This is a genomic window from Leucobacter luti, assembly GCF_050310065.1.
Taxonomy (GTDB): domain Bacteria; phylum Actinomycetota; class Actinomycetes; order Actinomycetales; family Microbacteriaceae; genus Leucobacter; species Leucobacter luti_B.
The window spans coordinates 158,143-177,482 of sequence record NZ_CP190007.1 but is presented as its reverse complement, the minus strand read 5'-3'; the positions used below and the strand labels follow the sequence as shown (position 1 = coordinate 177,482).

At 71.5% G+C, this 19,340-nt stretch carries 18 protein-coding genes; 12 read left to right on the top strand and 6 right to left on the bottom strand.

Annotation, left to right across the window (positions count from 1 at the left end):
• The first annotated feature begins 10 nt into the window (after window positions 1-10).
• From ACOPJ3_RS00825 to ACOPJ3_RS00810, 4 genes are read left to right on the top strand one after another with little or no spacing between them, the layout of a single operon-like run.
• The gene (locus tag ACOPJ3_RS00825) at window positions 11-1,519 is read left to right on the top strand and encodes an FGGY-family carbohydrate kinase (protein WP_427869934.1); all 1,509 of its coding nucleotides are present in this window, start codon (window positions 11-13) and stop codon (window positions 1,517-1,519) included.
• A complete protein-coding gene (locus tag ACOPJ3_RS00820; RefSeq protein WP_427869933.1) occupies window positions 1,516-2,583 on the top strand; it encodes an aminopeptidase in 1,068 nt (355 codons plus the stop codon). Before ACOPJ3_RS00825 ends, ACOPJ3_RS00820 begins: the two co-directional genes overlap by 4 nt.
• Before the next feature lie 21 nt (window positions 2,584-2,604).
• Window positions 2,605-4,344 (top strand): dihydroxyacetone kinase family protein, encoded by a 1,740-nt coding sequence (locus ACOPJ3_RS00815; RefSeq protein ID WP_427869932.1) that lies wholly within the window; start codon window positions 2,605-2,607, stop codon window positions 4,342-4,344.
• Complete coding sequence (locus ACOPJ3_RS00810; RefSeq protein WP_427869931.1) at window positions 4,337-5,095, top strand: inositol monophosphatase family protein; 759 nt, start codon at window positions 4,337-4,339, stop codon at window positions 5,093-5,095. Before ACOPJ3_RS00815 ends, ACOPJ3_RS00810 begins: the two co-directional genes overlap by 8 nt.
• A gap of 129 nt (window positions 5,096-5,224) precedes the next feature.
• On the opposite strand, the gene ACOPJ3_RS00805 is transcribed toward ACOPJ3_RS00810, so the two are convergent.
• The 3 genes from ACOPJ3_RS00805 to ACOPJ3_RS00795 all read right to left on the bottom strand — a co-directional run bounded on the left by ACOPJ3_RS00805 (window position 5,225) and on the right by ACOPJ3_RS00795 (window position 9,034).
• Complete coding sequence (locus ACOPJ3_RS00805) at window positions 5,225-6,280, bottom strand: lipoate--protein ligase family protein (RefSeq protein WP_427869930.1); 1,056 nt, start codon at window positions 6,278-6,280, stop codon at window positions 5,225-5,227.
• A 68-nt stretch (window positions 6,281-6,348) separates the two neighbouring features.
• Entirely contained in the window at window positions 6,349-7,227 is an 879-nt protein-coding gene (locus ACOPJ3_RS00800; protein ID WP_427869929.1) for an alpha/beta fold hydrolase, read from the bottom strand.
• Between the two features lie 124 nt (window positions 7,228-7,351).
• Window positions 7,352-9,034, bottom strand: coding sequence for an amidohydrolase (locus ACOPJ3_RS00795; RefSeq protein WP_427869928.1), 1,683 nt, complete (start codon window positions 9,032-9,034; stop codon window positions 7,352-7,354).
• Between the two features lie 117 nt (window positions 9,035-9,151).
• Between ACOPJ3_RS00795 and ACOPJ3_RS00790 the strand changes: the two genes are divergently transcribed.
• Window positions 9,152-10,300 (top strand): alpha/beta hydrolase, encoded by a 1,149-nt coding sequence (locus ACOPJ3_RS00790; protein ID WP_427869927.1) that lies wholly within the window; start codon window positions 9,152-9,154, stop codon window positions 10,298-10,300.
• Between the two features lie 287 nt (window positions 10,301-10,587).
• Here the strand turns inward: ACOPJ3_RS00790 and ACOPJ3_RS00785 are convergent, their stop codons facing one another.
• Complete coding sequence (locus tag ACOPJ3_RS00785) at window positions 10,588-11,409, bottom strand: DUF1684 domain-containing protein (RefSeq protein ID WP_427869926.1); 822 nt, start codon at window positions 11,407-11,409, stop codon at window positions 10,588-10,590.
• A 136-nt stretch (window positions 11,410-11,545) separates the two neighbouring features.
• On the opposite strand from ACOPJ3_RS00785, the gene ACOPJ3_RS00780 reads away from it, so the two are divergent.
• A complete protein-coding gene (locus ACOPJ3_RS00780) occupies window positions 11,546-11,896 on the top strand; it encodes a hypothetical protein (RefSeq protein ID WP_427869925.1) in 351 nt (116 codons plus the stop codon).
• Window positions 11,897-11,976: 80 nt separating this feature from the next.
• On the top strand, window positions 11,977-12,600 hold the full coding sequence (locus tag ACOPJ3_RS00775) for a GNAT family N-acetyltransferase (RefSeq protein WP_427869924.1): 624 nt from the start codon (window positions 11,977-11,979) through the stop codon (window positions 12,598-12,600).
• Between the two features lie 179 nt (window positions 12,601-12,779).
• Here the strand turns inward: ACOPJ3_RS00775 and ACOPJ3_RS00770 are convergent, their stop codons facing one another.
• Both ACOPJ3_RS00770 and ACOPJ3_RS00765 read right to left on the bottom strand, forming a co-directional pair.
• Window positions 12,780-13,583 (bottom strand): response regulator, encoded by an 804-nt coding sequence (locus tag ACOPJ3_RS00770; RefSeq protein WP_427869923.1) that lies wholly within the window; start codon window positions 13,581-13,583, stop codon window positions 12,780-12,782.
• Window positions 13,580-14,977 (bottom strand): sensor histidine kinase, encoded by a 1,398-nt coding sequence (locus ACOPJ3_RS00765; protein ID WP_427869922.1) that lies wholly within the window; start codon window positions 14,975-14,977, stop codon window positions 13,580-13,582. Before ACOPJ3_RS00765 ends, ACOPJ3_RS00770 begins: the two co-directional genes overlap by 4 nt.
• A gap of 202 nt (window positions 14,978-15,179) precedes the next feature.
• Here ACOPJ3_RS00765 and ACOPJ3_RS00760 point away from each other — a divergent pair, with 202 nt between their 5' ends.
• The 5 genes from ACOPJ3_RS00760 to ACOPJ3_RS00740 all read left to right on the top strand — a co-directional run bounded on the left by ACOPJ3_RS00760 (window position 15,180) and on the right by ACOPJ3_RS00740 (window position 18,956).
• Window positions 15,180-16,082, top strand: coding sequence for an ABC transporter ATP-binding protein (locus ACOPJ3_RS00760; protein WP_427869921.1), 903 nt, complete (start codon window positions 15,180-15,182; stop codon window positions 16,080-16,082).
• A 77-nt stretch (window positions 16,083-16,159) separates the two neighbouring features.
• On the top strand, window positions 16,160-17,239 hold the full coding sequence (locus ACOPJ3_RS00755; protein WP_427871246.1) for an ABC transporter permease: 1,080 nt from the start codon (window positions 16,160-16,162) through the stop codon (window positions 17,237-17,239).
• Window positions 17,240-17,282: 43 nt separating this feature from the next.
• Window positions 17,283-17,708 carry a cytidine deaminase gene (locus ACOPJ3_RS00750; protein ID WP_427869920.1) on the top strand — a complete coding sequence of 142 codons (426 nt, stop codon included), beginning with the start codon at window positions 17,283-17,285 and terminating at the stop codon, window positions 17,706-17,708.
• A gap of 53 nt (window positions 17,709-17,761) precedes the next feature.
• Window positions 17,762-18,562 (top strand): DUF2262 domain-containing protein, encoded by an 801-nt coding sequence (locus ACOPJ3_RS00745; protein WP_427869919.1) that lies wholly within the window; start codon window positions 17,762-17,764, stop codon window positions 18,560-18,562.
• A 70-nt stretch (window positions 18,563-18,632) separates the two neighbouring features.
• A complete protein-coding gene (locus tag ACOPJ3_RS00740; protein ID WP_427869918.1) occupies window positions 18,633-18,956 on the top strand; it encodes a thiamine-binding protein in 324 nt (107 codons plus the stop codon).
• Window positions 18,957-19,340 lie beyond the last annotated feature (384 nt).

Sequence of the window (19,340 nt, the reverse complement as noted above, 5' to 3'; positions counted from 1 at the left end):
GGAGCGCGGAATGACGAGGCTCGTGCTCGGGATCGACATCGGCACCTTCGAGACGAAAGGAGTGCTTGTCGACGACGCGGGGCGCGTACGCGCGGAGGCACGTGCTCGACACGAACTGTCGACGCCGCGGCCCGGGTGGGTGGAGCACGACGCCGACGGAGTCTGGTGGCAGGACCTGGTCACAGTGACTCGGGAACTGCTCGGGCACGTCGGCGACGAAGACGAACTCGTCGGCATGGGGTGCAGCGCCATCGGCCCGTGTGTGCTTCCCGTCGACGAGGACCTGCGGCCGCTGCGGCCCGGGATCCTCTACGGGGTCGACACGCGCGCAGAAGACGAGATCCGAGAGCTCGAGGGTCTGCTCGGGGCGGAGGAGATCCTGCGCCGCTCGGGGAACGCACTTACGAGCCAATCGGCCGGCCCGAAGGCGCTCTGGATCGAGCGGAAGGAACCCGAGGTCGCGGCGCGCACGCGCTGGTATCTCACGAGCCAGAGCTACCTCGTTGCGCGTCTCACCGGTCGCGTCGTCATGGATCACGCGACCGCCGGGTACTACCACCCGTTCTACGATCTCGCAGCGCAGCGCTGGGACTGCTCCGGGCTCGACGGCACGGTGCCCAGCGAAAAGCTCCCGGAAACCGCCTGGTCAAGCGAGATTGCGGGAGGCGTCACCGCCGCCGCTGCCGCCGAGACTGGCCTGCCCGAGGGCCTGCCCGTCGTGGTCGGTACCACCGACTCGCCGGCGGAGGCGATCGGCGCCTCGGTGATGTCAGCCGGCGATCTCATGATCCAACTGGGATCGACCGGCTTCCTCATCCAGGTGCACGACAGGCCGGTGACGGATCCGCTGCTCTGGTCGGCACCGTGGGTGTTTCCCGGGAGATACGTGCTCGCCGCTGGCACCTCCACGGGGGGCACGGCGACGCGCTGGATCGCTGATCAGCTGGACCTCGAGCGTGGCGACGGTGACGCCGCGCTCTTCCAGCGGCTGCTCGAACTCGCCCGCTCGGCGCCGCCGGGCGCAAACGGCGTGCTGCACCTCCCGCACTTTAGCGGCGAGCGCACGCCGTTTCACGATCCAGGTGGACGCGCGGCGTTCACGGGGCTCACGCTCGGCTCGGGCCGCGCCGAGTTGGCGAGGGCGGTCGCAGAGGGGGTCGGGCACTCGATTGCCCTCGCACTCGAGTCGCTCGTCGAGGCGGGCAGCAAGGCGCGGCGCATCGTGGCCGTCGGCGGCGGCGTGAAGAACGACATCATCACCGGGGTCGTGAGCGACCTCAGCGGGCACGATCTGCTCCCCGCAGAAACGCTCGGGGCCTCATACGGGGACGCGATCCTCGCCGCGATCGGTGTCGGCATGCTCACCGAGGAGGAGGCCGCCGCCTGGCCGCGGATCGGCGCCGCGATCACGGCCGCCCCACGCGATGACCCCGAAGCGCAGGTGATCAGGACCGCGCATGAGGAGTTCACCAGGACCTATTGGGCGCTCAGGGGCGTCAGGGAGGAGAGCCGAGCATGAGCAGGTGGCAGGAGCTCGCGGCCCATCTCGCACGCGTGAACGGCGTCGAGTCGGGAACGCGGGTCGGAATCTTCGCGACGTCGCCTGCGGTGCTCGACGCCACGGCAGCGTTCGTCGACGAGGTGTACCGACGAGGGGGCCTCCCGCAGGTCCTCATGACCGAGGAGCGCTACGACCGCTCGGCGCTCGAGCACGCGGACGAAGCGATGCTGTCGACGCCGGGGCCGCTCGAGCTCGCCGCAATGGAGTGGGCCGACGTGCACGTCTCGTTTCGCGGCATGGAGCCGCCGTCGGACGGCATCGACGGCGCTCGGCTGAGCCTGCAGCGCGAGGCCAAGGGCGTCGTGTCGACGGCGCGCTGGCAGGGCACGAGGTGGACGCTCGTGCGGATCCCGACCGCAGGCTGGGCCGAGCTCATCGGTGTCGATCCCGAGCAGCTTGAACAGGAGTTCTTTGCCGGTACGCTCGCCGATTGGCCGGCACACCTCCGGCATCTTGAGCGACTCTGCGAGCGTCTTGACGGAGCATCGGAAGTCAGGATCGTCGATGTGGACACCGACCTCCGGCTCAACTGTGCAGGCAGGACCTGGGTGCCGTTCGCGGGTGAGGCCAATCTGCCGGACGGCGAGGTCGCGACGGCTCCCCGCGAGGACGGCGTTGAGGGCTTCATCACGTTCCCGGGCCGCTTCTGGTTCGGCGGGGCACCGATCCGGGACCTCAGACTGGAGTTCCTGCGCGGCGAGGTCGTTCGTGCGACCGCGGCAGAGGGGGGCGACTTCGTCGACCGCGTGCTCACCGCGCCGGGTGCGCGGCGGGTCGGCGAGCTCGGGATCGGGACGAACCCCAACATGCGCACGCTGACGGGGGATCTGCTGCTTGACGAGAAGATCCTCGGAACCGTGCACATGGCCCTGGGGCGCTCGTATCCCCAGTGCGGAGGAACCAATGAGTCTGCGATTCACTGGGACATCGTGAAGGACCTCAGGCCGTCCGGTCGCCTCGAGGTCGACGGCGAGGCGCTCATCGAGCGCGACGTATTCAGCCCGCTCCTCGCGGGCGAGTGACGGAGAAACGGAAGAGGTACCATGCGCAAGATCATCAACACTCCGGAGGGCTTCGTCGACGAGGTGCTCGACGGCATCCTGCTCGCCCACCCGGATCAGCTGCGCGCCGCGACCCAGGACCGCAGGGCGCTCGTGCGCAGCGACGCGCCGAAGGCCGGCCGCGTGGGAATCGTCACGGGCGGAGGCTCGGGCCACCTCCCGTTCTTCCTCGGCTATGTCGGGCGAGGGCTGTGCTCCGCCGTCGCGGTCGGCAACGTCTTCTCCTCGCCGAGCGCCGCGCAGATCCATGCCGCCTCGCGCGCCGTCAACGGCGGCGCAGGGCTCCTGTACCTCTACGGAAACTACGGCGGGGACGTCTACAACTTCGACATCGCGGCCGAGCTGTGCCGTGCCGAGGGCGTCGAGGTGCGCACCGTGCTGGGGGCTGACGACATCCAGTCGGCGCCGGCGGACCGGGCCGCCGAACGCCGGGGAGTCGCGGGACTCGTGCTCGTCTACAAGGTCGCCGGGGCGATCGCAGACCGCGGGGCGAGCCTGGCCGAGGTGGCCGGGGTGGCTCAGCGCGCCGCCGACGCGACGCGAACCATGGGGGTCGGTCTCTCGCCGACCATCCTCCCCGCAGCCGGCGAGGCCACGTTCCAGCTCGACGAGGGCGAGATGGAGATCGGCGTCGGGATCCACGGCGAACGCGGCAGCCACCGTGGCGCGCTCGAGACCGCCGACGAGATCACTGACCGATTCATCGCAGAACTCGAGCAAGAGCTCGATCTCACGGCGGGACGGCGGGTCGCCGTACTGGTCAACGGGCTGGGGGCCACCCCGCTCGAGGAGCTGTACGTCATCTACCGGCGCGTCCATCAGGAGCTCACGCAGCGCGGCGTCGAGATCGGCTACCGCCTCGTTGGCGAATATGTGACGAGCCTCGAGATGGCCGGGGCCTCGCTCTCGATCATGCAGCTCGACGAGCAGCTCGAGGAGCTCCTGCACGATCCCGCGGGCTCTCCCTTCTTCCAGCAGGGGAGCGCGCCGCTGCCGGGCGATGCGGGGCCGGGGGGTGCGGACTCCGGCGTTGGCGGAGACGCCGCGGCGGATGGCTCGGAAGCTGCGGGATCTTCGCCCGGATCCGGCGCAGGATCCGGAGCCGGACGGGTCTCTGACGGCTCGCCGAGCCGGCTTCGCGCCCAATTGATCGAGGCGATGACCCGCCTCCGCGATTCCGCAGACGAGCTGCGCGAGCTCGACGCGGTCCTGGGCGACGGCGATCTCGGGATCACGATCTCGGCCGGCGCAGATGCGGTCGCGGCGACGCTCGCTGAGCTCCCCGAGGACTCGGACGCGCGGAGCGTGCTGACCCGCGCGGGGCTCGCATTCTCCTCGGCGAATCCCTCGACCTTCGCCGCCCTCGTCGGCGGCGGCACGATCGCGGCGGCCGAGGCCGTGGCGGCCGGAGAACACCTGAACCGGGACAGTACCGTCGCAGTGGTCGAGGAGCTCGGCGCCCGAATCGCAGAGCGCGGAGGTGCGCAGCCCGGCGACAAGACCCTGCTCGACGTCCTGATCCCCGTCCAGCTTGCGCTCGCAGCAGGCGCCGATGCCGACGCCGTGCGTGAGGTCGCGGACCGGGCGGTCGCGGAGTCCGCCGAGTGGCAGTCCCGGCGCGGCCGGGCGGCCTGGCAGCAGGAACGCTCGATCGGGCAGCGGGATCCCGGCGCCGTCGCGATCCTCCGGTTCATCGAGGCGCTGGCGAGCACAGATGGCTGACCTGGACATCGCCGGGCTCCTCGGCACCGCACTTCGGGCGGCCCGCGCCGGCGCTCGCGTGCTCGAGATCGGCTACGGGGGAGCGCTCGCCATCGGGGAGAAATCGGGCGCGGCCGACCTCGTGACGGAGGTGGACCTGTCGGCGGAGCGCGCGGTGCGGGATGTGCTCGGGGCGGAACGCCCGCGCGACGAGGTCACGGGCGAGGAGCTTCCCGACCAGCTGCATGAGCTGGCCGAGATCAGGTGGTCGATCGATCCACTCGACGGCACGACGAACTTCATCCGGCGGATCCCGTACTTCGGCACCTCGATCGGTGCGCAGGAGCTGGCCACCGGTCGCTGGGTCGTCGGCGTCGTGCACGCGCCCGCGCTCGGGCGCGTGTATTCCGCGGGCGCCGGGCTCGGCGCCTTCGTGGAGGAGGCCGGGGAGCGGCGGGCCCTGCGCGGCCCGACGCACGGCACGACGGCGAGGATCCTCGGGACCGGCGTGGCCTACGATCCGGCAACCCGCGACCGCCAGTACCGGGGGCTCGCTGGGCTCATGGCCGGGTACAACGACATGCGCGCGTTTGGCGCTGCCGCGCTCGGCATCTGCGCCGTCGCCGACGGCACGATCGACGGCTTCGTCGAGGCCGATCTGGGCGAGTACGACTGGGCCGGCGCGGCCGTCATCGCCGAGGAGGCAGGCCTGCTCGTGCGCAGGCCGACACAGCCGGGCGAGGAGATCCGGGTCACTGTGCCTTCCGCGTGACGCTGCGCTCGGCGCGCTCGGCGCGCTGCGCTCGCCAGGAGATCTGCACCCAGCTGAACTGGATGCCCAAATTCTTGAAGTTGGGCGCAGAATTCCCCGCGAGCGCAGCGGCGCGAGGCGCCGGCGCGGCTAGGGCACCCGGCGGATCCAGGCCTCGGTCTTGAACTTCTCCTCGACCAGGCGCTCTGCCGCGTCCCACTCGCCCTCGGTGACCTCGCCGTCGGTGCCGCCGTGGCGGCGCTTGAACACCTCGACCATGCGCTCGACGATCGCCTCGCGCGTGAGTCCGGTCTGGCTGCGGAGCGGGTCCACCCGCTTCTGGGCGCTCGAGGTGCCCTTGTCGGACAGCTTTTCGCGCCCGATCCGGAGCACCTTCGCCATGACCTCGCCGTCCATGTCGTAGGCCATCGTGACGTGGTGCAGCACGGCTCCGGATCCGAGGCGCTTCTGCGCAGCGCCCCCGATCTTGCCGTGCGGGCTCGTGATGTCGTTGAGCGGCTTGTAGACGGCGTCGATCCCGAGCGTCTTCAGCGCCTCGAGCACCCACTCGTCGAGGTAGGCGTAGGAGTCGGCGAAGCTCATACCGCGCACGAGCTCGCCAGGCACATACAGCGCGTAGGTGATCGAGGACTCCGGGGCCATGTACATGGCGCCGCCGCCCGAGATGCGGCGCACGATCGTGGCGCCGCGCGCCGCCGCCTCGTCCTCGTCGACCTCGTTCTTGACCGACTGGAAGCTGCCGATGATGACCGCGGGCTCGTCCCACTCCCAGATCCGGAGCGTCGGGCCGCGCAGCCCCTCGCCGACGGCCGCCGTGAGCACCTCGTCGAGGGCTGCGTTGAGCATCGGCGAGACGGGCGGCTCGTGCAGGATCTGCCAGTCGTAGTCGCGCCAGTGGGCGGCGCCGGTGACGGCGCGCCGGATCGCGATCCCGACCGACTCGGGGGTGAAACCGAGCAGGTGAACCTCCGCGGGGAGGGCCGCCTGGATGGCCTCGGCGAACTGCTCGATCGTGCCGTTCGGGCTCATGCCGTCGACCGCGCGGTCGATGTCGGCGAGGGCGTCGTCTGGCTCGAGGAAGAAGTCGCCTGACAGGTGGAAATCCTGGATGCGGCCGTCGACCAGTTCGAAGTCGACGACGACCAGCTTCCCGCCGGGAACCTTGTACTCGCCGTGCTTGCTCATGGTCTCAGGGTACGCCCTGGGGTGGTGCGGCCGGTAGGCCGGACTGCGCGGGTCGGGCGGTCGCGCGGTCAGTGCGAGGCGATCCGCTCCTCGATCCACGTCGTGACGTCGGCGAAGACCTCGTCGCGATTCGTTTCGTTCAGGATCTCATGCCGCGCGCCCGGGTAGATCCGCATCGTGACGTCGCGCACGCCGCGCTTGCGGTAGGCGTCGGCGAGGAGGCGCAGGCCGTCGCCGCGGCTCAGCGGGTCGTCGGCACCCGCCGTGATGAGGATCGGGATCTCCGGCGCGAGGCCAGCGCCTGGCTTGCCGTAGAGGCGCAGCCCGTCGGCCACGCCGAAGAGCTTCAGGATGTCGGCGGGGAAGCACAGCGGGTCGGCGAGGAAGTCGGCCGCGACCTGCGGATCCCGACTCAGCCATTCGAAGCCGGTGACCTCAGCGCCGGGAGCGCTGGGAGCGCTGGCCCAGTTCGCGTTGAGCTCGCCGCTTTCCATGTGACGGAACGTGCGGAAGGCGCTGCCGGAGAGGACGAGGGCGTCCCAGGCGCGGGGGTGCGCGTTGAGGATGCGCTGCGCCATGAGGGAACCCCAGGAGTGCGCGAACATGACGACGGGAAGGCCGGGGTGCCGCTCGCGAATGATCGACGTGAGCTGGAGCACCTCCGCCTGGGTGGCGTCGAGGCCGCCCTGGCCGAGACGGCCGAGACGGCTCGTGTCGCCGTCGTGCTGGCGCATGCCGGTCGCGCCGTGGCCGCGGTGGTCGTCGGCGTAGACGGAGAGGCCCGAGTTCGCGAGGTGGCGCGCGAAGGCGTCGTAGCGCAGAGCGTGCTCGCCGATCCCGTGCGCGATCTGGACCATGCCGATCGGGTCTTTCGCCTCCCACGCGTACGCGGTGATCTCGACCCCGTGGTCGTCGCTGAAGGTGAACTCGGATCGTTCGATGCTCATGCTCATCATTCTCACGCCTCCCGCTGAGTCCCGCCCGATCTCTACCTTGCCGGTTCTGCGCTCCATGCGTGTTTTATTCGCGATAATTCGCACATTGAGCGCAGAACCGGCAAGGTAGGGGCGGCTAGGGCGCCGGGTAGGCGCGGGTGCCGTCCACGAAGGTTTCCGCGGCCGACTTGTCGAGGAGGGCCTCGGGCGACTCCTCGAGCGGGTTCGCCTCCCACACGACGAAGCTCGCGCGGTACCCCGTTGCGATCCGGCCGAGCTCGGAATCCCGCCGCGTCGCCCAGGCCGGCCCGAGCGTGAACGCCTCGAGCGCCTGCTCCGGCTGGAACACCCGCTCAGGCTGGTACGGCGCGCGCTCCCGATCCAGCACCGACTTCGCCGTCAGCGCGATGAACAGGTTGTTCGGCGCCTCGTGCGGCGCGGTCGGCGCGTCGGTGCCGAGCGCGAGCGTCACCCCTGCCGCCCGGAACTTGTGCCACGGGAATCCCTCGTCACCCCGAGCATCGCCGAGCTGCGCCTGCCAGTTGTCGAGCACGGCGGGGTCGCAGTGCACGGGCTGCATCGACGCCGTCACGCCGAGCGCGGCCATGCGCGCGATCGTGTCGTCGGCCACGTACTCGAGGTGCTCGACCCGCGGCCGGCGATCCGCGCGCGGCCCGTTCACCCGGATCGCCTCCTGCACCATGTCGAGCGCGATCGTGCTCGCCTCGTCGCCGATCGCGTGCAGCGCGAACTGCAGGCCGGCGGCGTCCGCGGCGACCGCGACGGGCAGCGCGAACTCTCGCTCCCAGATCGGGCCGGGCATGGCGCCGTTCGCGTACGGCGCCCGCATCGCGGCGGTGCACGCGTCGATCACGCCGTCGAGGATGAACTTCACGCCGGCGATCCGCAGCCACCGGTCCCCGTACTGCGCGGCGACCCGGTCCCGGATCTCCGCCACCCGCGCGACCTCCGCGAGGTCGGTCTCGAGGTCGCCCGACGCCGTGAGCAGCCAGTGCGCGTTCACCACGAGCGGCAGGCGCCCCTCGCGATCCAGCACCCGCCCGTAGGCGGCGAGCTCCGCCTCGCCGAACGACATCTCGGTCACGGCCGTCACGCCCGTCTCGAGGTAGGCGTCGAAGGCGTTCCGCAGGAAACCGTCGCGGTCCTCGTCCGTCGCGACCGAGTCGAGATAGCCCCAGCCGTACTTTACGGCCGCCGTCTCGAGCAGGAAGCCCGTCGCGTCGCCGTTCTCGTCGCGCACGATCTCGCCGCCGACCGGATCGGGGGTTTCGCGGGTGATGCCCATCGCCTCGAGCGCCGCCGTGTTGACCCACACGGAGTGCAGGTCGTTCGCGTCGAGCAGCACGGGCACGTCGGGGACGGCCGCGTCGAGCATCGCCGCCGTCGGCTGCTCGCCGTCCTCGAAGATGTCGAAGAGCCAGCTCACGCCGAGGATCCGGGGCGCATCGGGGTTCGCAGCGCGGGCCGCCGCGAGCCGCTCCTGCACCTCGCCCACGGTCTTCGCGTCGCGCAGCTGCACCTTCGACAGGGCCTCGCCGAGCATGAGCATGTGGGAGTGGCCCTCCGTGATCCCCGGCGTCACCAGGGCGCCTCCGAGGTCGATCTCCTCGGCGGCTTCGGTGGCGGATCCGGATCCGGATCCCGCGCCCGCTCCCGCGTTCGCCGCGAGCCGCACCGAGGCGAGGTCGCCCGCCGCGACAAACAGGCCGTCGCGCACCGCGAACGCCTCGCGCGGCGCCACCTCGGCATCGCCGGTGAACACCGTCGCGTTGCGGTAGATCTTCGTGGGTGACGACATCGAGGGGCTCGCTTTCTCCCGCGCACGCGGAACGGTGTGGACTGCTGCTTCGATGCTACGCGTATCGCTTCTCCTCCCGGGCTCGCCGGGCGCGCGGTCTTCGCCTACACTGACCCTGTGCAGCGACTCGGGCCGGGGCGAGCGGCCCGGCGAGCGGGCGCTCGCGTTCTCGCGCCCGCGCTCGCGCTCGCGCTTGTGCTCGCGTGCGCCGCGGCGCTCGCGGCCTGCGCGCCGGCCGGCGGGGCTGGCTCCTCCGCCCCCGCCGGGTCTGAGATGCTGGTGAGCGGCGATTCTTTCGACGGAGCGGCGGAGGCTGGGATGAGCGGCGACGACCTCACGGTGCTGGACTTCACGGTGCGCGACCTCTCCGTGCCCGGATACGGCGCGGGATCGGGATCCGGCGCCGGATCGGGATCGGGATCAGGGCCGGGATCCGGCTCAGTCGTTGTGCCGGTGCGCGAGTACGCGCCCGCGCCCGAGTCGACCTGGGCGACGCTCGTCTGGGCGCACGGCGGCTCGTTCGTGCGCGGGACGCTCGACTGGCCGGAGGCCGACTGGGTCTCGCGCCGCTTCGCCGAACGGGGGATCCACGTGTACTCCGTCGACTACGCGCTCGCGGGCGAGGGCGTGCGCGCCCCCGTGCCGGCGAACGACGTCGCCGCGGTGCTCGGCTGGGCGGCCGCGCGCGCCGACGGACCACTCCTCATCGGGGGCGCGAGCGCCGGCGCCCACCTCGCGACGCTTGCCGCGCTCGAGCGCGCCGAGGCGGCGGCGGCCGGGAGCGGGCGCGCCGCCGACGCCCTCATCCTCGAGTACCCGACGCTGCATCGGGTGCAGCGGGAGGATCCCATGCTCTCCGACGAGACGGCGGCGCTGCCCGAGGCGCGCCGCTTCGGCGCCGAGCGCATCTCCGCGATGTACGCCGAGCTGCTCGGCGGCGCGAGCGAGTCGGAAATCGCAGCTCACGGGCTCATTGCGGGCGAGCTGCCCGGCGCGCGCCTCGCGCTCCTGCCGCCGACCGTGATCGTCAACGCCGACGCCGACGACCTCCGCGCCTCGGGTGAGGAGTTCGCGGAGCAGTTGCGCGCCGCTGGCGTGCCGGTCGAGGCGAGCGTGCAGCCCGGCACCGTGCACGGCTACCTGAACCGGCCCGAGGAATCGCCCACCGCGCTCGCCGACGCGACCGACACGATCGGGCGTTTCGTCTCCGGCGTACGCGCGGTGCTCGCGGGCGGGGCGGCGGAGGTCCCTTTGGCGGCGCCGTAGGCGGCGTCGGGCGGTCGGGCGGGCGGGCGGGCGGTCGGGCGGGCGGATGCTCGCTCGGACGCTCTGGCGCGCTGGCGTTCTGGCGCTCTGGCGCTGGCGCGCCCTCGCACTGCGCTCGTTCCGAAATCTGCGCTCGTTCGCAGGAACTGGCGCTGAATCGTGCGAACGAGCGCAGATTACTGAGCGACGGCGGGGCGGGGCGTGCAGCGCAGCACAGGGCAGTGCAGGGCAGAGCGAGGCGGGGCAGGCCCCCCGGGGTTGCCGCCTGCCGAGCGGCTCGATACCGGTTACGGCCGGGCGATCCCGGGCCGCAGCTCGCCGGCCTCGATGCGCACGGGGAGACGATTCTCGGGCGGCGGGAACGGGCAGGTCGCGGCCGCGGAGTACGCGGCGGGAGGGTTGACGGCGCGGGTGAAGTCGATGCGTAGGCGGTCGCCGCCGAGGGGCTCGACGTCGACGAAGCGCGCGGCGGGGTAGGTGAGATCCTCCCCGGTCGCGTCGGCAAACACGGCCCTGAGGTCGCCGCCGTCGGCGGTGCCGAAGAGTGTAAGCGCGACGGGCACTCCGCCCACCTCGAACTCGGCGACGCCGGGGGAGGGGTAGCGCTGCAGCCGGTCGGCGCCCGCCGCCGAGGCGATCACCACCTCCGCGCGCTCGCGCGGCACGAAGCGCGCCTCGACGACCCACGCGCCGTCCGGTGCGAAGGTCTCAGTGCCGGCGTAGCCGGCGCGATCCGGTGACTCGGGATCCCTGGTCCTGACGATGATTCCGCCGCTCCGGGCCGCGACCTCGATGCGCTTGTCGCCCCACCCGAGGGTGATGCCCTCGGTGCCGGTGAGGGGGCCGGCGGTGAAACGGCCATCGGCGGGCTTGCCGTCAGAAGTGACGCCGGAACCCACCGGAAAATCGACGGTGACCAGCCCGTCCGCGTCGGCGCGCCAGACGCCAGGGAGCCCGGGCAGCGTGCGCGGCTCGCGGGTGAGCCAGAACATCGAGGTCGCGCTCAGCGGACCGTAGGCGTTGGCGCGCCCGCGCTCGACCTCGTGGTGCCACGCTGCGTGCCGGTCCTGAAACGAGCCGCTCGCGCTCGCGCCGTTGATCTCACTCACCCCTCAATCCTCCCCCACACCTTGCCAGTTCTGCCCTCGATGTGTCATTTGTCGCGAATATTTCGCGCATCGAGGGCAGAATCGGCAAGGATGGAGGTGCGGCGGGGCCGTGGGGTGCCGGCCGCGGGAGGGCATCATGCGATATCTACTGCTGCTGCGCGGGGCCGAGGCCGAGTTCGTCGATCGGCCGCAGGAGGCGCTCGAATCCGAGGTCGCGTTCCTTTCGCGCTTCGAGGACGAGCTCGCGATGAGCTCCGAGCTGGAATGGTCCGAGGTGCTCGGCTCCGATGCCCAGGTCGAGTTCGTCTCGCCCGGCGGGCTCGAGGAGTCGGAACGGCCGCAGAGCGCGGGTGCGCCGCTGCGTCGGATCTGGGCGATCAGGGTCGAGAACGAGGCGCGGGCGCTCGCCCTCGCGGGCGAACTCGCCGACGGCGTCGCCGCGCGCATCGAGGTGCGCGAGTGCCTCGCATCGTCGCAGCGCCCCTAGATCGCAGCGCCCATAGATCGCAGCGTACCTAGATCGCAGCGCCCCTAGAGAAGCCCCGGCCGCGGGGGCAGAATGAAGGCATGACGCTTCCTCACCCGGGTACTCTGCGCGGCCACATCGTCACGCTCGAGCCGCTCTCGATGGACCACCACGACGGCCTCGTCGAGGCGGCGCGCGACGGCGAAATGTGGCGGCTCTGGTACACGAGCGTGCCGACGCCCGACGCTATGGCCGACGAGATCCGGCGCCGCCTCGAGCTGCAGGATCGCGGCACCATGATCCCGTTCACGGCCCGCCGCTCCGACACGGGGGCCGTGATCGGCATGACGACCTACATGAATATCGACGCCGCGACGCCCCGCGTCGAGATTGGTTCCACGTGGAACGCCGCGAGCGCACACGGCACCGGCACGAACCCGGATTCGAAGCTTCTCCTGCTCAGCCACGCATTTGACGTGTGGAAGTGCCCCGCGGTCGAATTCCGCACCGACTTCCTCAACCAGCAGTCGCGCGCCGCCATCGCGCGCCTCGGCGCCAAGCAGGACGGGATCCTGCGCTCGCACGTGCGCCAGCCCGCGGGCTACGTGCGCGACACCGTCGTGTTCTCGATCATCGCGAGCGAGTGGCCCGGGATCCGGATCGGGCTCGAGCGCCGGGTCGCGTCGCATCTGCCCGAGGTGCCGGGCCCGCCGAGGCTCGGGTAGCGGGGGGCTTGGCGCGGGCGAGCCTGGCGCGGGCGACCCTGGCGCGGGTGAGAACCCGCGCCGAGTCGGCTGCAAGGCCCCATTCGCGGGCGTGAAAGGGGCCTTCCGGCCGACTCGGCGGGCGGGAGCGGGCGCGCGAGGCCTCGCGGCCCTCGAGGCCCCGCGGCCCCCCGCGGCTCCTACTCCCCGCGGGTATGCGCCCAGACGACGGCCTGGATGCGGTCGCGCACGCCGAGCTTTTGCAGCACGTTCGAGACGTGGGTCTTGACCGTCGCCTCGCCGAGGAAGAGCGTCGCCGCGATCTCCGCGTTCGAGCGACCCTCCGCGAGGAGCAGCAGCACGTCGCGCTCGCGCTCGGTGAGGCCGGCCTCCTGCATCGCGAGCTCGGTCGCGTCGCGCACCTCGGGGGCGTCGCTCGCAGCGGGCGCCTCGCCCGAAATCACACCGCCATCAGGCCCCGGATCATCGCCCGCGACGCGGGCGATCACGGCCCGGGTCACGTCGGGCCCGAGCAGGGCGTCGCCCGCCGCGAGCGCGTGCACGGCGTCGATCAGCTGCTCCGCGCGCGAGGTCTTGAGGAGGAATCCGCTCACGCCCGCTGCGAGCGCGTCGAAGAGGTAGCGCTCGTGCCCGAATGTCGTCAGGACCAGGATCGCGGGCGCTGAACCGGCCGAGCCGGAACCGGCCGAACCGGAGCCGGCCGAGCCGGAGCCGGCCGAACCGGAGCCGGCCGAGCCGGAGCCGGCCGAACCGCTGCCGGCCGAACCCCCGCCAACGATCCGCCTGGCGGCCTCGATCCCGTCCATGACGGGCATCTCGACGTCCATGCAGATCACGTCGGGAGCCGCGGAGCCGGCGAGGGCGACCGCCTCGGCGCCGTTTGCGGCCTCGCCGACGACCTCGATGTCTGGCTCCGACTCGAGGATGGTTCTGAAGCCGGATCGCACGAGCTCCTGGTCGTCGACGAGTAGGACCCTGATCATGCGTTTCCTCCGCTGGTGTGTGCGCCCCCGCGCGCGCCGTCGTGCTCGGGCGAGAGCGGGACGCGCGCTCGCACCATGAATCCGCCGCGCTCGCGCCGGCCGGTGTGGACGGAGCCCGCGACCGCGCCGACGCGCTCGCGCATGCCCCGGAGGCCGAGCCCGGATCCGGGAATCGGGCGATCGCGAGCACGAGAGACGCCCGCGGCCCCTCCGGCCGCACCCAGCCGGCCAACCGCCCCGAGCGTCTCGCGCACGCCATCGTCGACGATCTCCGCCTCGACCGCCTCCCGCTCGAAGCGGATCCGCACCTCCGCCGACGCCCCGCGCCCCGCGTGCTTGCGCACGTTCGTGAGCGCCTCCTGCACCACGCGGTAGAGGGCGACGTCGACGAGGAGGGGGAGCGGCCGCGGCTCGCCCGAGAAGATGAGGGTCGCCGGGGTGCCGGACGACTGGGAGAGCGAGACGAGCTCGGGCAGGTGGGCGATCCCGACGGTGCTCGGACCGTCGTCGCGATCCGGCGTCCTCAGCGTGTTCACGAGCCGCCGCAGTTCCGAGACGGCCGCGTGCGCCGACTCCTCGACGACCTCGAGCGCGGCGGAGGAGCGCGCCGGATCCCGCTCCAGGCTGCGTCTCGCGGCCCCCGCCTGGATCCCCATGACGGAGACGTGGTGGGCGACGACGTCGTGGAGCTCTCGCGCGATCTCGAGGCGGTCGAGGGCGACGGCCTGCGCGGCGCTCGTCTGCCGTTCCAGCTCGAGCTCGCGGCCCTGCGCCTCGAGTTGCGCCTGCAGCTTCGCGGTGCGCCAGGCGCGCTCGCCGAAGGCGAAGGCGCCGCCGAAATAGAGGAGGTTCGTGATGATCTGGATCACGGCGAAGGTCGCGTAGGCGGAGAAGAGCCCTGACCTGGAGATTCCAGGGTAGGCGTCGTCGGTCGAGGCGGCGAGGATGAGGGAGACGACGAGCCAGGTGAGCATGGCCACGCCGATCCCGATCCGCGACCAGAGGGCGAGCGCCCGGTTCGGCTCCCACGCGCCCACCGTGTAGAGGGCCATGAAAAGGCAGATGTTGATGACGAGGACCTCGGGCACAGTGAACTGCCCGCAGACGAAGAAGCCGATCGCGACGATGATCGCGACGGGCACCGGGTAGCGTCGGCGGAACGCGAGCGGCACGGTGCAGAGGGCGAGGCCGATCGCCCAGACAGGCGGCGCGGCGAGATCCTCGAAGAGCGCCATGCGCGCGTAGAGCAGCGAGGTGAGGGCCGCGGCGACCGCGAGCACCGCGGCGAGCAGGGCGTCGCCCCGGAAGCTCTCGGGGCCGGGCCGTGGCCTGCGCCACTCGGCGGCGCCTGCGCCTGCGGCTGCTGCTGCTGCGGCTGCTGCTGGAGGGGTCATGGATCCAGCGTAGGGGCGGGTGGGGCGTCGCGCCTCCGCCGCACGGGGGAACCGACGCGGCGGTGCTGCCCACCGAGCGGAGGTTCACGCGCCCTGATCCGAGGCAAATTCCGCCTCGCGGGGGAGGCGCGGCCGACGCCCCGTTCCCTAGCGTTGAATCAGCGGCCCGATCGGGGCCGGAAGTACACGGATGGGAAGTGACATGATCGACATCCAGGGAATCTCCCGGAGCTTCGGCGACCGCCGGGTGCTCGACGACGTGAGTTTCGGGGTCGAGGGCGGCCGCATGACGGGCTTCGTCGGCGGCAATGGTGCGGGGAAGACCACGACGATGCGGATCGTGCTCGGCGTGCTTGCCGCCGACGCGGGCACGGTGACGCTCGACGGCGCCCCGATTACCGCGCAGGACCGGGCCCGCTTCGGCTACATGCCGGAGGAGCGCGGCCTCTACCCCAAGATGAAGGTGCTCGAGCAGCTCGTCTACCTCGGCCGCCTGCACGGCATGTCGGGCGCCGACGCGAAGGCCTCGGCCGAGGGCCTCGTCGAGCGGCTCGGGATCGCGGAGCGCGCGGGCGACACACTCGAGAGCCTGTCGCTCGGCAACCAGCAGCGCGCGCAGATCGCCGCCGCGCTCGTGCACGAACCCGTCGCCCTGGTGCTCGACGAGCCGTTCTCCGGCCTCGACCCGATGGCCGTCGAGGTGGTCGTCGGGGTGCTCCGCGACTTTGCGGCGAAGGGCGCGCCGGTCCTCTTCTCCTCGCACCAGCTCGACATCGTCGAGCGGCTGTGCGACGACGTCGTCGTCATCGGCGGAGGCAGAATCCTTGCCGAGGGATCCCGCGAGGAGCTGCGCGCCGCGCACTCCGGCCGCGAGTTCGCGCTCGAGCTGGCCGGCCCCGAGGCCGACGCCGGCTGGGTGCGGGAGGCCGCGGGCGTCGAGGTCACGCACCTCGACGGCGGCGTCGCCCGCTTCGAGGCCGAGAGCGAGGAGGCCGCGCAGGCGGTGCTCGCTCGCGCCGTCGCGGCCGGCGCCGGATCCAGCGTCCGCAGCTTCGCACCTATTACCCCGACCCTCGCTCAGATCTTCAAGGAGGTCGTCCGATGAGCACCGCAACGAAGCCCCAGCCACACAATGAGGCCCAGCCCCAGATCGAGGCCCAGAATGTGCGCGACCAGCGCCCCATGAGCGGGGTGCAGGGCGCCTGGATCGTCGCCGAGCGCGAGATCACGGTCCGCCTCCGCAGCAAGGCGTTCCTCATCTCGACGGGCGTGCTGCTCCTCCTCGTCCTTGCGAGCGTGCTCGCGAGCGGCTTCCTCGCGAAGGCCGGCCCGATCGGCGGGCCGACGACCGTTGCCGTCGTCGGCGAGGCGGGCGCGGCGCTGCCGAGCGAGGGATACGAGGTCGAGTCCGTGAGCGACCGCGCGGCCGCCGAGCGGCTCGTGCTCGACGGCGACGTCGAGGCCGCGATCGTGCCGGGCGGCGACGGGCCGCTCGACCTGACCGTGCTCGCAAAGGATTCGGTCCCCGTGAGCCTCGTGCAGGCGCTCTCGGTGTCTCCCGCCGTCGACATCCTGGCCCCGACCGCATCGAATCCCGCACTCGCCTACCTCATCGCGATCGCCTTCGGCATCGTCTTCATGATGAGCGCGATGACGTTTGGCACGACGATCGCGCAGAGCGTCGTCGAGGAGAAGCAGACCCGGATCGTCGAGATCCTGCTCGCGACCGTTTCGGCGCGAACCCTGCTCGCGGGCAAGATCCTCGGCAACTCGATCCTCGCGCTCGCCCAGGTCGTCGCGATTGTGGCGCTCGCCTCGATCGGCATGCTCGCGACGGGCCAGGACCTGCTGTTCGGGGAGCTCGGCTCCGCGCTCATCTGGTTCGGGATCCTGTTCGCCTTCGCGTTCGTGCTGCTCGCGACGCTCTACGCCGCGCTCGCCGCGCTCGTCTCGCGGCAGGAGGACATCGGCTCCGTCACGAGCCCCGTCATGATGCTCGTCATGCTCCCCTACGTTGCCGTCATCATCTTCAACGACAACCCGCAAGCGCTCGCCATCATGAGCTATATTCCGTTCTCGGCACCCGTCGGTATGCCGATGCGGCTATATCTCGGCACGGCCGAGTGGTGGGAGCCGATCCTCTCGCTCGGCATCCTCGCAGTTTCGATCGCGATCGTTCTCTGGATCGGGGCCCGGATCTACAGCAACTCGATCCTCCGCACGGGCACCCGCGTCAAGCTCGGCGAGGCGATCAAGGGATAGCTCAGGATCCGGATCCTGATCCGGGCCCGGATACGCTGGGGACATGAGCACCGGATCGGGATCCGCCCCCGTCGACTGGGAGGGGCTTCGCGCCGCCGCACGTGATGCGGCGGCGCGCGCCTATGCCCCCTACTCGGGTCTCGCCGTGGGGTGCGCGGCGCTCGTCGACGACGGCCGCCTGATCACGGGCTGCAACGTGGAGAACGCGAGCTACGGCCTGACGCTCTGCGCGGAGTGCGTGCTCGTCGGCGAACTGCACCTCGGCGGCGGCGGGCGACTCGTTGCCCTCGTGTGCGTGAGCGGGGACGGCGAGCTGCTCGCCCCGTGCGGGAGGTGCCGCCAGCTGCTCCACGAGGCTGGCGCCCCCGAACTGCTCGTCGCGACCGACGCCGGCCCCGTGTCGATCTCGGCCCTGCTGCCGGGCGCATTCGGCCCCGGATCCCTTCCCGCATCGGGCGTCGACGCGTAGCCTGGAGGGGCGAGCGAGTCGCAGGCTGGTTCTTTCGAGCGTTGGAGGGGCTGATGGAATCGACACCCGTGGATGCGAGTTTCGTGGAGACCGAACCCGTGCCATTTGCCGGCTGGGTGCTGCTCGGGGCCGGCGGCGTCAGGGCGCACAAGCCGGACGACTCCGAGCTCCTGCGGCCGAGCGGCGAGGTGATCGCGATCGCGGCGGCGCAGGATGCAGAAGCCGAGCCGCAGGAGCGGGCCGCCGTCCACTTTGCCGAGTGCGACGAGGCGGCGCTCGCGAGGTTCTGCGCCGGGCTCGGGCCAGGCGGGATCGCGCGGGTCGCCGGTGACGAGCGCATCGTCACGGGCCAGGGCCAGACCACGAGGGTGATCCGCGCCCACGAGGTCGACGCCTCGTCCTCGGCGCACGCGCTCGAGCAGTTGCGCAACGAGCAGGAGATCCCCGTGACCGTCGAGGATCCGGAGCTCGGGATCTTCGCGCTCGACCGCACGGTCGGGCTGTGGGAGGGCCGGGCGCCGTGGTGCGACGAGCCGGTCGACGTGCTGCTCGGCGATCCCGCGAGCGACCTGCCGCTCCTGCACCGGCTCCTCGACCAGTGCGACAGCCTCGACGGGGAGGCCCGCGGGCTCGCGGGCGCCGAGCTCGAGGAGCTCTACAACGCGGAGTGGCGCGAGGAGGAGGAGCCTGAGCTCACCCCCGAGGCGATCGCGGCGCGTGTGTCGGCGCGCTCGCTGCACGTCGACGGGGAATCCTCGGTCACGCTCTATCTCGATGACGACGAGCTCTTCGGCGGGCACGAGATCGCCGTGGAGATCGATCCGGACACGGGGCCGCAGAGCGCCTCGATCTAGGCGCCGCGCCCTCGGGCCGAGGCTCCCGCGGTACCGTAGTCCCGCACGCCCAGAACCGAAAGGAACCCCCATGATCCTCGCCTTCTCCGTCGCGCCGAGTGGATCGCCTGCGAACGGCGCCGAGAGCCCGGACGGCTCGGTCTCGCCGGCCGTCGCCGAGGCGATCAAGGTCGTGCGGGCATCGGGTCTGCCGCACCGTACCTCGTCGATGTTCACCGAGATCGAGGGCGAGTGGGACGAGGTCTTCGACGTAGTGAAGCGCGCGACCGAGGCGGTGCTGCCCTTCGGTTCCCGGGTGTCGCTCGTGATGAAGGCGGACATCCGCCCCGGCTTCGCGGGCGAGCTCGACGGCAAGCTCGAGCGGCTCGAGGCGGCGATCGAGGGCGCGGAGTAGCTCGCTCACCACCCCGGCGCGCAGCGCGGGCGCGAATGGGCCGGCCAAGGCCGGGTTTTGGCGGGGTCGTCGGAGAAACGGGTGAAAAAACGCGTTTCGTTGGTGATATCCCTCCTGCCGATGTGGTAAGTCTGAGCGCCGGCTGTACAGTGACGAAAGAAGTCGATCCGGCTCGTTTCGTTATTGGTGGGGGAAACGATGCGTCGGCCCTCGCCCGTGGGCGGCGGCTCGCGCGCGCATGAAACCCGCCGGACACCCTGAACACCCCGGATGGACCTGTGTCACTTTCCTGGGGGGTTTGGAAAAATGAAGACGGGTGCCCGTAGGGGCGTATCGCGCAGGTCGGGCAGGCCGCAGGCCGCTCACCAGCGCCGGACCTGGACA

What these genes read in the sequence shown, in the direction of transcription:
- ACOPJ3_RS00825 (WP_427869934.1), top strand. Translation starts at nt 11, where the DNA reads ATGACGAGGCTCGTGCTCGGGATCGACATCGGCACCTTCGAGACGAAA.
- ACOPJ3_RS00820 (WP_427869933.1), top strand. Translation starts at nt 1,516, where the DNA reads ATGAGCAGGTGGCAGGAGCTCGCGGCCCATCTCGCACGCGTGAACGGC.
- ACOPJ3_RS00815 (WP_427869932.1), top strand. Translation starts at nt 2,605, where the DNA reads ATGCGCAAGATCATCAACACTCCGGAGGGCTTCGTCGACGAGGTGCTC.
- ACOPJ3_RS00810 (WP_427869931.1), top strand. Translation starts at nt 4,337, where the DNA reads ATGGCTGACCTGGACATCGCCGGGCTCCTCGGCACCGCACTTCGGGCG.
- ACOPJ3_RS00805 (WP_427869930.1), bottom strand. Translation starts at nt 6,280, where the DNA reads ATGAGCAAGCACGGCGAGTACAAGGTTCCCGGCGGGAAGCTGGTCGTC.
- ACOPJ3_RS00800 (WP_427869929.1), bottom strand. Translation starts at nt 7,227, where the DNA reads ATGAGCATCGAACGATCCGAGTTCACCTTCAGCGACGACCACGGGGTC.
- ACOPJ3_RS00795 (WP_427869928.1), bottom strand. Translation starts at nt 9,034, where the DNA reads ATGTCGTCACCCACGAAGATCTACCGCAACGCGACGGTGTTCACCGGC.
- ACOPJ3_RS00780 (WP_427869925.1), top strand. Translation starts at nt 11,546, where the DNA reads ATGCGATATCTACTGCTGCTGCGCGGGGCCGAGGCCGAGTTCGTCGAT.
- ACOPJ3_RS00775 (WP_427869924.1), top strand. Translation starts at nt 11,977, where the DNA reads ATGACGCTTCCTCACCCGGGTACTCTGCGCGGCCACATCGTCACGCTC.
- ACOPJ3_RS00770 (WP_427869923.1), bottom strand. Translation starts at nt 13,583, where the DNA reads ATGATCAGGGTCCTACTCGTCGACGACCAGGAGCTCGTGCGATCCGGC.
- ACOPJ3_RS00765 (WP_427869922.1), bottom strand. Translation starts at nt 14,977, where the DNA reads ATGACCCCTCCAGCAGCAGCCGCAGCAGCAGCAGCCGCAGGCGCAGGC.
- ACOPJ3_RS00760 (WP_427869921.1), top strand. Translation starts at nt 15,180, where the DNA reads ATGATCGACATCCAGGGAATCTCCCGGAGCTTCGGCGACCGCCGGGTG.
- ACOPJ3_RS00755 (WP_427871246.1), top strand. Translation starts at nt 16,160, where the DNA reads ATGAGCGGGGTGCAGGGCGCCTGGATCGTCGCCGAGCGCGAGATCACG.
- ACOPJ3_RS00750 (WP_427869920.1), top strand. Translation starts at nt 17,283, where the DNA reads ATGAGCACCGGATCGGGATCCGCCCCCGTCGACTGGGAGGGGCTTCGC.
- ACOPJ3_RS00745 (WP_427869919.1), top strand. Translation starts at nt 17,762, where the DNA reads ATGGAATCGACACCCGTGGATGCGAGTTTCGTGGAGACCGAACCCGTG.
- ACOPJ3_RS00740 (WP_427869918.1), top strand. Translation starts at nt 18,633, where the DNA reads ATGATCCTCGCCTTCTCCGTCGCGCCGAGTGGATCGCCTGCGAACGGC.